Source organism: Pedobacter sp. KBW06 (genome assembly GCF_003852525.1).
Lineage (GTDB): Bacteria > Bacteroidota > Bacteroidia > Sphingobacteriales > Sphingobacteriaceae > Pedobacter.
Map to the genome: position 1 here is coordinate 83438 of NZ_QAJL01000004.1, position 14798 is coordinate 98235.

The 14798-nt window shown below is 40.2% G+C and carries 12 protein-coding genes; 8 read left to right on the top strand and 4 right to left on the bottom strand.

The genetic code is table 11. The features are described 5' to 3' along the window. Positions 1-14: 14 nt before the first annotated feature. Positions 15-695, bottom strand: coding sequence for a hypothetical protein (locus DBR43_RS22690; protein WP_124585141.1), 681 nt, complete (start codon positions 693-695; stop codon positions 15-17). A gap of 135 nt (positions 696-830) precedes the next feature. Here DBR43_RS22690 and DBR43_RS22695 point away from each other — a divergent pair, with 135 nt between their 5' ends. The 3 genes from DBR43_RS22695 to ahcY all read left to right on the top strand — a co-directional run bounded on the left by DBR43_RS22695 (position 831) and on the right by ahcY (position 4616). Beyond that, positions 831-1595, top strand: a complete 765-nt coding sequence (locus tag DBR43_RS22695; RefSeq protein WP_124585143.1) for a hypothetical protein — start codon at positions 831-833, stop codon at positions 1593-1595. A 220-nt stretch (positions 1596-1815) separates the two neighbouring features. Beyond that, entirely contained in the window at positions 1816-3063 is a 1248-nt protein-coding gene (locus tag DBR43_RS22700; RefSeq protein ID WP_124585145.1) for a hypothetical protein, read from the top strand. Positions 3064-3299: 236 nt separating this feature from the next. Next, on the top strand, positions 3300-4616 hold the full coding sequence (ahcY, locus tag DBR43_RS22705) for an adenosylhomocysteinase (protein ID WP_124585147.1): 1317 nt from the start codon (positions 3300-3302) through the stop codon (positions 4614-4616). A 68-nt stretch (positions 4617-4684) separates the two neighbouring features. On the opposite strand, the gene DBR43_RS22710 is transcribed toward ahcY, so the two are convergent. Beyond that, a complete protein-coding gene (locus DBR43_RS22710) occupies positions 4685-6706 on the bottom strand; it encodes a TonB-dependent receptor (RefSeq protein WP_124585149.1) in 2022 nt (673 codons plus the stop codon). 73 nt (positions 6707-6779) lie between these two features. After that, positions 6780-8351, bottom strand: a complete 1572-nt coding sequence (locus DBR43_RS22715; RefSeq protein ID WP_124585151.1) for a mechanosensitive ion channel family protein — start codon at positions 8349-8351, stop codon at positions 6780-6782. Between the two features lie 64 nt (positions 8352-8415). Here DBR43_RS22715 and DBR43_RS22720 point away from each other — a divergent pair, with 64 nt between their 5' ends. The 5 genes from DBR43_RS22720 to DBR43_RS22740 all read left to right on the top strand — a co-directional run bounded on the left by DBR43_RS22720 (position 8416) and on the right by DBR43_RS22740 (position 14001). Then, positions 8416-9135 carry a pyridoxine 5'-phosphate synthase gene (locus DBR43_RS22720; protein WP_124585153.1) on the top strand — a complete coding sequence of 240 codons (720 nt, stop codon included), beginning with the start codon at positions 8416-8418 and terminating at the stop codon, positions 9133-9135. A gap of 90 nt (positions 9136-9225) precedes the next feature. Further along, entirely contained in the window at positions 9226-9798 is a 573-nt protein-coding gene (locus tag DBR43_RS22725) for a hypothetical protein (RefSeq protein WP_124585155.1), read from the top strand. Positions 9799-9874: 76 nt separating this feature from the next. Continuing rightward, positions 9875-12754, top strand: coding sequence for an aminomethyl-transferring glycine dehydrogenase (gene gcvP / locus DBR43_RS22730; RefSeq protein ID WP_124585156.1), 2880 nt, complete (start codon positions 9875-9877; stop codon positions 12752-12754). A gap of 98 nt (positions 12755-12852) precedes the next feature. After that, positions 12853-13443, top strand: a complete 591-nt coding sequence (locus DBR43_RS22735; RefSeq protein WP_124585158.1) for a YceI family protein — start codon at positions 12853-12855, stop codon at positions 13441-13443. Between the two features lie 141 nt (positions 13444-13584). Next, positions 13585-14001: a response regulator gene (locus DBR43_RS22740; protein ID WP_124585160.1), complete on the top strand. Its 417-nt coding sequence runs from the start codon at positions 13585-13587 to the stop codon at positions 13999-14001. On the opposite strand, the gene DBR43_RS22745 is transcribed toward DBR43_RS22740, so the two are convergent. Further along, complete coding sequence (locus tag DBR43_RS22745; RefSeq protein ID WP_124585162.1) at positions 13988-14752, bottom strand: MBL fold metallo-hydrolase; 765 nt, start codon at positions 14750-14752, stop codon at positions 13988-13990. The two genes, DBR43_RS22740 and DBR43_RS22745, sit on opposite strands and share 14 nt — an antisense overlap. Positions 14753-14798 lie beyond the last annotated feature (46 nt).

The following is a 14798-nucleotide window of genomic DNA, read 5'->3' on the forward strand; positions in this document are numbered from 1 at the left end:
TTCTTTTTAACTGGCTACTTTCTTTTTTCTATCCTCCAGCTTTCTACCAGATAATAATTCCAAAGGCCTTTTTTTGCTTCGATGACGATGACGTAATCTTCCGGTTTTTTATCATGATATGCACGGATTGTTTCTCTGCCAGCTTTAAGATGCTCATACTGATCATTGAATTTAAAATTAACTGCAGTTCTTTTTCCGGAACTAAATCCGGTCAGGTTGCCTTTCAGAATTTCGGTGGGATTTTTTTCCGCTTCTTTTATATTCAGGTAATTCCAAATCACCATTGAGACCTGACCAAAGCTTAAAAAAGAAATCACAATTCCTTGTATCAGATATAGTCCCAGTGCATATATCTTTTCATAGACCTTCTCCAGGCCCGAATACTGCCGGAGCATCTGTTCTTTTCTATAAACTCCCAACAACAACATTCCGCTGAGTGTGGGTAGCAAAAAGATGTAGAGATGGTATCGCTGATCTTCCCCGATAGTTTCCGCCTCGAAAAAAGCACCATACAGCAGAAAAGAGATTATAAGTCCCATTACAATTCCATATTGCAATCGTTCCAGCTTCTTCTCCTTAGTGATGGCCCCCGCTTTTCGATAGGTTTTTACCTTCCTCATATCAATATTAGATCCACTATTTCCGATAATATTTATTTCTTCTTTCAGGTGTTTGGATAAATATACAACAGGCATCGCACAGATGGACGTTAAAAAATTGAAAAGTATATCCTTAAAACAATTAAAAACTATATTTATACCTTAGATAGCGCTGCGGTTATTTATGGCAGCGATGAATCATACTCATTAACTGATTTAGAATAATTCAATATGAAAAACTACCTTTTATTACTCATTTTAGCGCTCCCATTTTCAGGCTTCGCCCAAAAGACCATCAATAATTACAAATACGTACTCGTACCTGAGAAATTCAATTTTCTTAAACAAAATGACCAATACAGATTAAATACCCTGACCAAGCTGCTTTTAGAGGAAAAAGGATTTACAGTATATTTTGACAATGCAGAGTTACCTACTGAAATTGCCAACAATAAATGCAGTGCACTGATGACTGATGTATTGGAAAAGAACGGGATGTTCACTACCAACATTACCCTTTTATTAAAGGATTGTCAGGGCAATATTGTCTTTAAAAGCAAAGAAGGAAAAAGCAGAGAGAAAGAATTTAAAGCTTCTTATAACCTTGCACTCAGAGATGCCTTTACCTCGTTGACAGAGACTGAATATGCCTATAATGGTTCGACGACTGCCCCGGTTCAACAAACCGCAGCAGTGATCACAACGGTGGCTACACCGGTAAAACAAGTTACTGAAGCGATTCCTGCAGCTAAAGAAACAGTAGCAGCAAACCTCCCTGCAGGAACCTTGTATGCCCAACCAACGGCAACGGGTTTTCAACTGATAGATACTACGCCTAAAAAGGTTTTAACCTTGCTTAAAACTTCTGTACAGGACTATTTTATTGCAGAGAACGGAACTGCTAACGGCGTCGTACTTAAAAAGAACGGAGATTGGTTTTTTGAATACTATAGCAATGGCCAGCTTAATTCAGAAAAATTACTCATAAAATTTTAACAGCAGTACGGTAAAAATTGATGTTGACAGCGGAGCCTCAATAAAGGAGGCTCCGCTGTCAACATCATCTGATAGATGGGCAGGTTATGGTTTATGATGCAATAATCGCGTTGTCAGCTGGAGTACGTGTGGATCTGTGAACTTATGTTTTTCATCATCAGCAGTAACATATTAAAAAGAGCATAGTCTACTCTTTACAGCATATACAAAACTCAAGCATTTGAAAACACTTTTCACGGCATTTTTCTGCCTGTCGGCCTTAACTCTTTGCGCTAAAAGTACCCCTTCCTTAGAAAACAAGTCCATCCTCAGTTCAGGTCCTTCTGACAGTTTAAAACTTGATAGTCTGATCAGAAAACAAGCATTTAAATTCGAAAAAGGAAACTTTGAGGGCCCGGGCTGGGAGTTCCTTCAAAAAGAAATCGCAACTACTCAGTTTCTGATGATAGGTGAACAGCATGGAGAAGCTGAAATTCCTGTTTTTACAACCAGAATAGCAGAGATCTTCAAACCGACAGCATTAGTAACTGAAATCGATCCATTTAGTGCCATGCGTCTAAAGAAGTTAAGCGTTCAGCCAGAGAAATATTCCTCGCATTTTAAACAAAATCCATATGATTTTGCCTTTTATTCCTGGGAGCCGGAGATGGAACTGGCCAGACAAATGCAATTAAAAAAAATTGACATCTGGGGACTAAACGAGCTCAATACCATGGGTCTTGGCAGCTTTTTCGAGATGCTGGCCAATGAAGCAAAGTCACCCGCCAACAGGAAAAAAGCATTGCAAAAGAAAGAAGAATGCTTTAAATGGGATTTACCCATTTATCAGGATTTAAACAGATACGGTGATTTCAGGGGATATCATATCACAACAGCCGCCGTCGACTCCCTTCTTATTGATTTCCAAAAGGAAAGTAAGTTATCGAAACAAATGCTGAACTACCTTAAACTGAGTATCCCTGCCTTTGGGAATAGAAGCTACCCGTTAAGGACAAACCTGATGAAGAAAAATCTGATGAACTACCTTTCCCCTTATATTACCAGCGATGAAATTAAGGTTCCCAAATTGCTTTTTAAGCTTGGTGCCAATCATCTTCCCCGCACAAATGATCTTAAAGGAGTCTTTGAGGTAGGAAACCTCGCAGACAATATTGCGGCATCGGCTAATAAAAAACCTTTACATATCCTGATATATGGTAAAGAAGGAACCATCAATGTCATGGGGCCAGTCAATAATAAACTGGCAATCCAGCCTAATACTGATGATAAGGGTGATGACTTAGGTATGCTCAGCCCATTTACCGCAAAGCTGAAGAACAAAGAATGGGCAACTTTTGACTTAAGACCGATTCGAAATGCTGTGTTTATGGGCAAGCTTAAAATCTCTGAGCCGATGAAAGAATGGATTAACGGCTATGACTTGCTGGTGGTATTTTCGGAAAGCACCGGAAGCAGGTTTATCGAATAACAATTTTGCTAATAACCTTCAGGAGTAGCACAAACATTTCTCAAAAAAACAAAACCATGTAAATGTCATGTTAACAAACTGACACTTTATCGCAGACAACGCTTTTGAATTTGGCCAAACTATTGTGTAATTTTGCAAAAGAAAAATTTGAGTTTGAAAAAAGCTGTGCAAGTTGCTCAGCATAAATACGAAAAGCTCATTAATCGTTACAATTCAACAACTTAAAAAACAAAAATATGTCATCAGTAGAGACAACTTACGTTCCTTATAAAGTTAAGGACATTTCACTGGCAGAATGGGGTCGTAAAGAGATTGGGTTAGCAGAGGCAGAGATGCCAGGCCTAATGTCATTACGCGAAGAATTCGGTCCTTCAAAACCACTAAAAGGTGCGCGCATCGCAGGATGTTTGCACATGACTATCCAGACTGCAGTTTTAATTGAAACTTTGGTTGAACTGGGTGCTGAAGTTACCTGGTCATCATGCAATATCTTTTCTACACAGGATCACGCTGCTGCTGCTATTGCTGCTGCAGGAATTCAGGTTTATGCCTGGAAAGGTCTGAATGAAGTAGATTTCGACTGGTGTATTGAGCAAACTTTACATTTTGGTCCGGAGCGTCAGCCATTAAACATGATCTTAGATGATGGTGGTGATTTAACCAACATGGTATTCGATAAATACCCTGAGCTGATTGCTGCAATTAAAGGATTATCTGAAGAAACTACTACAGGTGTTCACCGTCTGTATGAGCGCATGAAAAATGGCACTTTACATTTACCTGCGATCAACGTTAATGATTCAGTTACCAAATCTAAATTCGACAATAAATACGGTTGCCGTGAGTCATTGGTTGATGCGATCCGTCGTGCAACTGATGTAATGATGGCTGGTAAAGTTGCTGTTGTTGCTGGTTACGGTGATGTGGGTAAAGGTTCCGCGGAATCATTAAGTTCACAAGGTGTACGTGTAATTGTATCTGAAATTGACCCGATCTGTGCATTACAGGCAGCAATGGAAGGATATGAAGTAAAAAAATTCGCTACAGCAGTTAAAGAAGCTGACATCGTAGTAACCACTACCGGTAACTGTGATATCGTTCGTGCAGAACACTTCAAACTGATGAAAGACAAAACTATCGTTTGTAACATTGGTCACTTCGATAATGAAATCGATGTTGCCTGGTTAAATTCAAACTATGGTGATACTAAAATTGAGATCAAACCTCAGGTTGACAAATATACCATTGACGGTAAAGACATCATCCTATTGGCTGAAGGTCGTTTGGTAAACTTAGGTTGTGCTACAGGTCACCCAAGTTTCGTAATGTCGAACTCTTTCACCAACCAAACTTTAGCGCAGTTAGAGCTTTGGACAAATACAGATAAATATGAGAACAAAGTTTATGTTCTTCCTAAATACCTTGATGAAAAAGTTGCCCGTTTACACTTAGCAAAAATTGGTGTGGAACTGGATGTTTTAGATCAACATCAAGCGGATTATATTGGTGTACCAGTTGAAGGTCCATTCAAGCCTGAAGCTTACAGATACTAGAAATATCTTTTCAATAAAAAGGGCTGCTGTGTAAAACAGCAGCCCTTTTTTCATGAAGCAGTATTCAACTAAAGCGTTGTACTCAATGCTAAGGCAACTGTTCTTGGCATCTTTCCCAACATGCTTTCTTTTTGGTGCTGAACAATGTTTCTTCCAATTACATTGACCCTAAACCCTTTAAAGGTTTTATTCGACATCACAGACTTGAAATCATATCCCAGTGAAAGGAAATTCAGGTTCAGATAGGTCGCCTTTCTGGTATTAAGTTTCAGGACAGATCCATATTCAAGAAAGGTTTCCGGCTGCTTAAAATAAGCATACCCATTCACATCCAAAGAGAAATTGCCATAAGCAAACTGATGTTGCATTCCCATTTGTAGTGGCTGATTGTTTTTACCATCATCATTCAATTGGAAAAAAGATTCTCGCAAACTACTCCTCTTTACGCGGTTTTTGTAGATGCTTAAACCTGTAGTCCATCTAAAAGGGGTATTTCTGAAAATATCTGCGGACGACCAGAGCCTCCAACCTTCGGTTTTTGATTCCGTCTCCAGATTGACCCCGGCAAGGCCATCGCCACCTGTTGGCAGACTGATCCTTAAATAACTATAGTTATTACTTCTGAACCAATCTCCGGAAACACGTAACCTATTGTTGAAGAAAGCGGTATTGATGCCGTAATTCTGCATGCTCAGTTTATCTCTGTCCCTGTTCAAAACGAATCCAATATAGTTTTCAGAGCCGGTACTGATCTCAACCGGAGTTCTGTATTGACCGAAAGCAGCGAAAAGCTGCAGCTGAGAAATTCCATCAATGTCTTTGACCAGGGCGTTCTTTAAATTCAATTTTGCTGCATAATATGGAGCGTACATGCCTTTCTTTTTATTCTCCAGCAAAGATTCATTCACACTAAACCCATCTCTTCTGACACCCGCCTGCAGGAACAAAATATCATATAAATTAACGGAAAGATCTCCAATCAGGCTATGCAGACCAGACTTTCCACCAGTCCGGGTCTCTGAAGTCGATAAAGTAGTGGAAGGCACTCCGTTTGTCTCCTGATAATATATAGCGGACTGCATTCCCTTTTGATCAATACGCTCAAACTGATAGATTCCCGCTACTTTAAATTTAACCCGGTCCTGATGAATACCAAAAGAATAGTTCAGGTTATTCATAACGGAAAAATTATTGATTTTAAGATTTCCGGCCTCATTTGAGATAACCCGCGGCATACCTGGCATATCGTTAGTCCCCTGCAATTCATTTTCATTTCTCAGGCTTTGTTTCAATACATTAAATTCATTCAGTAGTCCTTTAACCGGTCTTATTGCAGCGGTAAAAAATCCATTCCAATGGTCTATATCAATTTTGTTTTCTGACCGGTAGAGGTTATTGGCTCTTCCTCCCCACTCACTGTTCTCGAAATTAGCAGGAGCATAATTTACGCTTGCACCAAGATCAAGCCATTTTAAAGGTCGGTATCTGACATTTCCATTTAGCTGAAACTGTTCATCCCGGTCGATCTTTTCGGCATAGATATAAGAATTACGATAAGTCGCCGAGCCCCTCCAGGAAATTTTATCAGACCCCTCTGCAAGGATCACATTATAACTTTGAGGATACATTCGCTTGTTGTCAGATCCTTCTTTTGGAAAAGTCACGCCTGCCAGAACATTTGCAGTTGCAGAAAAGGCCTGGTTAAACCCCGCTGTTTTAGTACGGATAAGAACAATACTTCTTCCGGAATTTTTTACCCCGAACTTACTAGCCAGACCGCCTCTATAATAGGAAATATCTTCAATGTTGTAAATGTTAATGGCATTCACATTATTCCAGACCAGCCCATCCACCACGAATACCAGTTCATTATATAGCGGGGCTGTTTGCTGCTGACTTAAGCCAGGCAGACGGCCAAGCAATAATTCTGTTAACGATGAACCCGGAAAATTTTTAAGGTCCTCCCCTTTGATCACCACATCAGGCTGATCAATCCAGGTATCTTTATTTGGTGATGATCCCGTTGTCTCTTGTGCCATACCCTGCAAAGAAAGCAGGGATATGCCAATAAGAAAGAGCATTTTCTTCATACTGTTTTTATTTTTTCTGACAAAAATATAAAAAAGCAGATATCATTAACTCTGAATTAAAAAATAATCAACGCTATAGACTTTGCTGTGGTAAAGTGCTCGCATTTCCATCTCTGATGGCCTGGTAATGTGGCGACATGATCTCAACTCCAGCTGCATCAAAAGCCTCATGGATGTTCTTATGAAGCTCGGAGTAAATCAGGGCCATAATTTCCGGCTTATTAACATAAGCATTGACCTGATAGGATACATACCAATCGTCCAGACTGGTTTGCAATACAAATGGCTGTTTTTCTTTAACCACTCCTTCTGTCGCCAATGCCGCATTGATCAGCAGACCATGAATGGTTTGCCAGGGGATATCATATCCCAGTGTCAGGGTAGAATGAATAATCAACCCTTCGTTCCCACATAAACTGGTATAATTGACCGTATTCCCATTTAAAATTGCACTGTTAGGAATGGTTATGATTTCATTCTTTATGGTTTTTAACCTGGTAACGAGTAAAGATTTTTCGAGCACTGCCCCGGTAATGTCCCCTATTTTAACGACATCCCCAAGTTTAAAAGGCCGCATATAGGTGATCACCATACCTGCAACCCCATTGCTGATGGCAGAAGAAGAGCCAAAAGAAATCAGGAGTCCTAAAAACACAGAGACTCCTTTGAAAATCTCAGAATTGGAGCCTGGAATAAATGGCCAGATCACGACCAGCATAAATGCATTGAGGACAATCTTTACAATATTATAGGTTGGCTTTGCCCAGTCGGGATAAAAACCATTCACTTTGAGTTTCTCCGTTTCTATTTCATCTGCCAGAAACTTAATTCCCTTTTTAATATAATGAAAGACAAAAACGATGACAACAATGGTAATCAGATTGGGAATAAAATTGATCGTTGCACTGAATATATTTTTCAACGGATTCAGTACAAAACTAATCAGGCTATCTCCCCAGGGCTTTGTCCATGGAAAAAGACGGAATACCAGTGGGAGGGTAATGTAGATCAGTAAAAAGATCAGCAGAAATTTAAGCAGGTTCAGTGACCTTCCGATGAGTAACAGTTCGCTCCTCTTATTGATCAGTTCGTAATCTTTGATTTTAATGTTTCCGATTCTTTTCTGCAGTTTCACACTAATCCAGGCTCGGAAACGGTTGAAGTATTTATTTAAATAGAAGATCAGGGCCCCCAGGATCAATAAGATCAGAAGTCCTAAACCTGCGCGCTTCAACAATTCAGAAACATCAGTCTCACTTTTGTATTCTTTTACATTTTTTACAATGATCTGCTGGTATGTTTTTGCAAGCACCCCCTTGTCCATACGCACCGAATCTGCATCGGCCTTAGATAAACTGATCAGGATATTGCCCTTGTAGACCAGGTCAGTAACAAGAGAATCGTCTTGAATCTTGACAGAATCGGCCACAAAAAGAAGGTCTTCCGCTAATTTCTCTACCTTTTCTGAAGTTCGCTCTGCCCTTTCTGATGCAGATAAAGAACCCAATCTGTTTTTAATATGAAACAGCGTATCCTGATGTACAATAACAGGATATCCTTTCAGATCAACTTTAGCTTCCTGGGCGTACAATATGCTTTGTAAACTCAACAGGCATAGAAATGTAAAAAGGGACTTTTTGAACATTGGTGTAAGAAATTATCGTGATAGCTGACAACAAAATAAGGAAATAATCCACTATTTTTACCTCATGGCAAAATTATCTGTAAACATTAATAAAATCGCGACATTAAGAAACAGTCGCGGGGGTAACAATCCGGATTTGGTAAAGGTAGCGCTAGACTGTGAACGCTTTGGTGCAGAAGGCATCACCGTACATCCACGGCCAGATGAAAGGCATATCCGTTACCAGGATGTGTTCGACTTAAAAGCTGTAATTGCCACAGAGTTTAACATTGAAGGCAATTGCCGGGAACAGAAATTCGTAGATCTTGTACTCGCCAACAAACCAGCACAGGTTACTTTAGTACCGGATACAGAAGGACAAATCACTTCCAATCACGGATGGGATACCATCAAAAATCAGGCATACCTTAAAGAGATGACAAGCTTATTCCAGTCTGCCGGAATCAGGGTTTCCATATTTGTAGACCCGGTAGTCGATATGATCGATGCAGCTGCGGAAAGCGGAACGGACCGGATCGAGCTCTATACCGAAGACTATGCACGTCATTACCATACCCATAAAGAACAAGCTATTCTTCCTTACGTTGCAGCAGCAGAAAGAGCCAACCAACTCGGCCTTGGTATCAATGCAGGTCATGATCTGGACCTTCATAACCTGAACTATTTTGCCGCCAATATTCCCGGACTACTGGAGGTAAGCATCGGCCATGCCTTAATCAGCGATGCATTATACCTTGGATTGGAGAATACCGTTCAAATGTATTTAAGACAACTAAAAGACTAAATATTTCTCCGATGAAACCGTCATGATCTTACAGATCAAAGAATGAGATTAAGATCATGACCGCTTCATAACCATAAAAAACATACGCTTATGAAAAACTTAACCTTATTAACGATCTCTGCAGTATTTCTTTTCTTTATCATCGGATGTAAAGGTGGCGCGGGCAACCTGGATGAAAGTACCGCAACAGATGTCATTACTGCACACCTGAAAGCAAACCCTGAATTCGAAAGTGTCCGGATCAATGTTGGAGAAATCAAATTCAGGAGTAAAAATGATAAGGTTGAGTTAGAGAAATACAAGGAGCTGGAAGGAAAAGGCCTGGTTGAAATGGCCTTACAGGATCAGAAAAAGAAATTCTTATCAAAAGACAGCGTCTATGTGTATCAGGTCTCATTAACCGATAAATCAAAACCTTACGTCCTGAAACAGGATGCATCAAAGGCCACCCTCCGGGTGTTGGACTATGTTTTGGATCCCGAAAAACCCATCACCCTGATTAAAGGTGATTCCAAGGTAGCGAGAGTCACAGTATCCTTAAAAAAGGAACAGAATGATTTCGCTATTTTCCTGAAAGACAAGGGAACCGCGAGCAATTTCATCACAAAAACCTATAAATTAAAGTTCAAAAAAGAAGAAGGCTGGATACTGGTCGGGGATTAGTTTTATCAAAGTCTTTTACGCTTAGAGCTAAGGGGATTTTTTATTACCTTTGCGGAACTTTTTATATATAGATTTCATGAGCTTAAATATTCATTACAAAGAAGACTTTAAAGATCGTCACATTGCCCCCAACACAGCCGATGTCGATGCCATGTTGCACACGCTAGGACTGGGTTCTGTTGACGAATTAATAGAACAAACCGTTCCTCAAACGATCCGGTTGAAACAGCCATTAAACCTGCCACAGGCGAAATCTGAAAAGGATTACCTGAGCAGCTTAAAACAAACTGCTGCTCTAAACAAGGTTTTCAAATCATATATCGGTCAGGGATATTATGATACTACTACTCCAGGTGTGATCTTACGTAATGTAATGGAAAACCCGGGATGGTATACTCAATACACGCCTTACCAGGCAGAGATTGCTCAGGGCCGTTTACAGGCATTGTTAAACTTCCAGACCCTGGTGATCGACCTTACCGGTATGGAAATTGCAAATGCGTCCCTGCTGGACGAAGGTACTGCTGCAGCTGAAGCCATGTTCATGCAGTTCAGCTTACGCAAAAATCAAGGTGCAAAGAAATTCTTTGTATCTGAATTGCTTTTCCCACAAACTATTGACATTTTAAAAACCCGTGCCAATCCTTTTGGTATCGAGTTAATAATAGGTGATCACCAAACAACAGTCCTTAATGAGGAGTTCTTTGGCGCGATCATCCAATATCCAGCCGGTAACGGTGAAGTATTTGACTATACTGATTTTGCACAAAACGCACATACACTGAATGTAAAAGTTACTGTTGTTGCAGACCTTTTAAGCTTAACCTTACTGACTCCTCCGGGAGAATGGGGAGCTGACATTGTAGTGGGTACTACACAGCGTTTCGGTGTACCAATGGGCTTTGGTGGTCCTCATGCTGCTTATTTCGCGACTAAAGATGAGTACAAACGTTCCATTCCAGGACGTATCATTGGTGTAACCATCGACAGCAATAACAACTATGCTTTACGTATGGCCCTTCAAACCAGGGAACAACATATCCGTAGAGATAAGGCAACTTCAAACATCTGTACTGCACAGGCTTTACTAGCTATTATGGCTGGTTTCTATGCCGTTTATCATGGGCCTAAAGGATTAAAACTAATCGCTGAGCGTACGCATGGATTGGCAGTAACCTTAGCTGAATCTTTAGAAAAAGCAGGTTATACCCAATTGAATAAAGTTTACTTCGATACCATCCAGTTAGATCTTGGTAACCTTGTAGACTCGATCCACAGAGAATGTATCGACAATGAAATCAACCTGAACTATAAAGGAAGTATAGTGACCATCGCTCTAGATGAAACTACTGCCATTGAAGATGTTCAGTTGTTGGTAAAAATCTTCGCTAAAGTAAAAGGTATCGCTGCTGATGCAGTGGAACTTGCGGATGAAAATGTAACAACGGTTATCCCTGCAGCACTTCAACGTACTTCTGCTTACCTAGGCCATCCGGTATTTAATGCACACCATTCAGAGCATGAAATGTTGCGTTACATTAAATCACTGGAAGCAAAAGACCTTTCTCTTTGTCATTCGATGATTGCCTTAGGTTCATGTACCATGAAACTAAACGCAACGACTGAAATGATTCCTGTGACCTGGCCGGAATTTGGAAGAATCCATCCATTTGCACCTGCTGATCAGGTTGCAGGTTACTATACCGTATTTAACGAACTTGACAGATGGTTAAGTGAAATCACTGGATTTGCAGCAATGAGTTTACAGCCAAATGCTGGTGCTCAGGGCGAATATGCAGGTTTAATGGTGATCAGAGCTTACCATCAGGATCGTGGTGATCATCACCGTAACATTGCATTAATTCCTTCTTCCGCACACGGAACCAATCCTGCATCTGCAGCGATGGCAGGAATGAAAATCATCATCGTAAAGTCTCTTGAAAACGGAAATATTGATGTTGATGATTTAAAAGCAAAAGCAGAAGAGAACAAAGAAAATCTTTCCTGCTTAATGGTGACGTATCCATCTACACACGGGGTATTCGAAGAAAGCATTATCGACATCTGTAACATCATCCATGAAAATGGCGGACAAGTATATATGGATGGTGCCAATATGAATGCTCAGGTAGGATTAACCAGCCCTGGTAATATCGGTGCTGACGTTTGTCACCTTAACTTACACAAAACATTCTGTATCCCTCACGGTGGTGGTGGTCCTGGTATGGGCCCGATCGGTGTGGCTAAACACCTGGTTCCTTACTTGCCGGCTCACGCAGTAGTAGACATCAGCAAAGAAAAATCTATTCATGCCGTTTCTTCTGCTCCATGGGGTTCCGCATCGATCTTAGTGATCTCTCATGCATATATCGCAATGATGGGTGGCGAAGGTCTGACCAGCGCAACCAAACATGCGATTCTTAACGCAAACTACATGAAAGCGCGTTTAGAACAACATTATCCGGTATTGTATTCAGGTGCTAACGGACGTTGTGCACACGAGATGATCCTGGATTGCAGAGCTTTCAAAAACTTCGGAATCGAAGTGGTAGATATCGCAAAACGTTTAATGGACTATGGTTTCCACGCACCTACAGTATCTTTCCCGGTTGCAGGAACGCTAATGGTAGAGCCTACAGAAAGCGAGCCTAAACATGAATTAGACAGGTTCTGTGATGCTTTAATTGCCATCAGAAAAGAAGTAACAGCAGTAGAGAACGGAGATTCGGACAAAACAGATAACCCATTGAAAAATGCACCACACACAGCTACGGTTGTGACAGGTGATGAATGGAACCATGGCTACAGCAGACAAACTGCGGCATTCCCTCTTCCTTATGTTGCGGCCTACAAATTCTGGCCTTCAGTAGGTAGGGTTAATGATTCATTCGGCGACAGGTCACTGGTTTGTGCCTGCCCTCCGATTGAAAGCTATATGGAAGAAGAAACCGTTTAAAATAATGGAATCAGTTAAACCTTTTAATATATTTATCATCTGAATATATTAAAAGGTCTAAACTGACCGAAGCATAAAAAAACCACAAACCATTAAACATGAAATTAAAATTAACTTCCCTGGCCTTACTGATTGTAGTAATTGCCTCATCGGCTTTCGTAGCTCCGGTATTTAAAGCAGATACTTACAAAGTTGATGCATCAAAATCATCCATTACATGGGTAGGTAAAAAACTAACAGGCAGTCACAATGGTACTATTGACCTTCAGTCTGGTTCATTGTCCTTCAATGGAAAAAAATTAGCAGGCGGTAATTTCGTGATTGACATGACCACTATTAAGGATGCTGACAAAAGCGCAAATTTAGAAAAGCACTTAAAAGCAGACGACTTTTTTGGAACTGATAAATTTGCTTCCTCAACATTCACAATTAAAAAAGTTGCAGGAAACGGAAACACCGTGAATGTAACCGGTGACCTAACCATTAAAGGGATTACAAATTCTATCACTTTCCAGGCTACCTTAGTATGGAATGCAGATGGCTCTGTGACTGCTTCAGCAGACAAAGTGAGTGTCGACAGAACTAAATTCGGAATTAAATACAAATCAAAAAGTATCTTCCCTGACGTAGGTGATAAGATGATAAATGACGAATTTGAGCTGGCTATTAAACTGGTAGCTAAAAAATAGTTCGTTTAATTTTATTAAAAAAAAGGCCATTATTGTATAATGGCCTTTTTTTTGTAACATAATAGATATCACTTCCGCCATTTAGACATATTTTATAACTTTATAGTTACACAAGAATTTTACCGTTACGCTTTGACCTCTATGATGACCTCAAAAATTAAGCTACTTGTAATTGATGATGATGACATCAATATCTTCATCATAAAAAAAATAGTAGAAAAAACGGGGTATAATGTAGAAATGATCTCCAAAACAAATGGTCAAATGGCCATCGATTATCTGACAGGGGTACTCAGTTCTGCTGAAGACCTTCCACAGCTGATCCTTATTGATATTAACATGCCAGTCTTAAATGGATGGGAATTTCTGGAAGCCTACGAAAAACTGGGCGTACCTCAGAAAGTAGACATGTACATGCTCTCTTCCTCCGTATATGAGAATGACATTGAAAAAGCAAAAACCTATAACATGGTTAAGGGGTTTATTTCCAAACCCCTGTCTATAGAAAGGCTGACTGAACTACTGAAACTGGTAGAACAGCAGACTAATGGATTTTAAACTGTCCGTCGTTAAAAGTAACAAAACCTGTCGCCCTCGACTTGCCATGATAAAACAGGCAGTTCCAGTTCTCTGCTGCTGCCTTCTGGCCAAACTCCTCACGGAGCTCCATTGCTTTTCTTCCGTCAAAATCATACTTGGCAATAAACTTTCTCAATAGCTCTTCAGGCTCCGGCAATACGTCACCTCCAAAGAATACTTTATCTGTTCTATCGTCCAGCAGGAAAACCTGATGAAAAGGACAATGTGCCCCCGTAAGCTCATAGCTGATTTCCGGTGTCAGTTGCCCGGAACCTTCAATGAAATTCAACTGCGCATTCCTTTGTAAGAAATCAAAGATCTCTGTTTTATAGGAAGAAGAAGTGTTGGTAAAGGCATTTTCCCACTCTCCACGCTGAATCACATAAACGGCATCAGGGAAACTCAGTTCTACCTTATCTCCAACCTGATGAATCATTCCTCCGGAATGGTCAAAATGTAAATGAGACATCAGCACCATGGTGACATCTTCCGGCTTAAAGCCCGCCTTTTTAATATTTTCATGCAAAATCAACTGTCCTTTTTCATTACTATAGCCCAAACCGGTATCAAACAAGATCAGGTCATTCTCCAGTTTCACCAGGAAAGGCTGGACATGAATAAACAAGGAAGCAGGACGGTCTTTTGGATTATCCGTTTCCGGATTGAAAGGAAGGAATTTTTTTGTTGCATCTACGGAATAAGATCCTTCATATAAAGTGAAAACTTGCAATGGCGTAGTTATTAGTAAGAAGAAATAATTTAATGATATATTTACG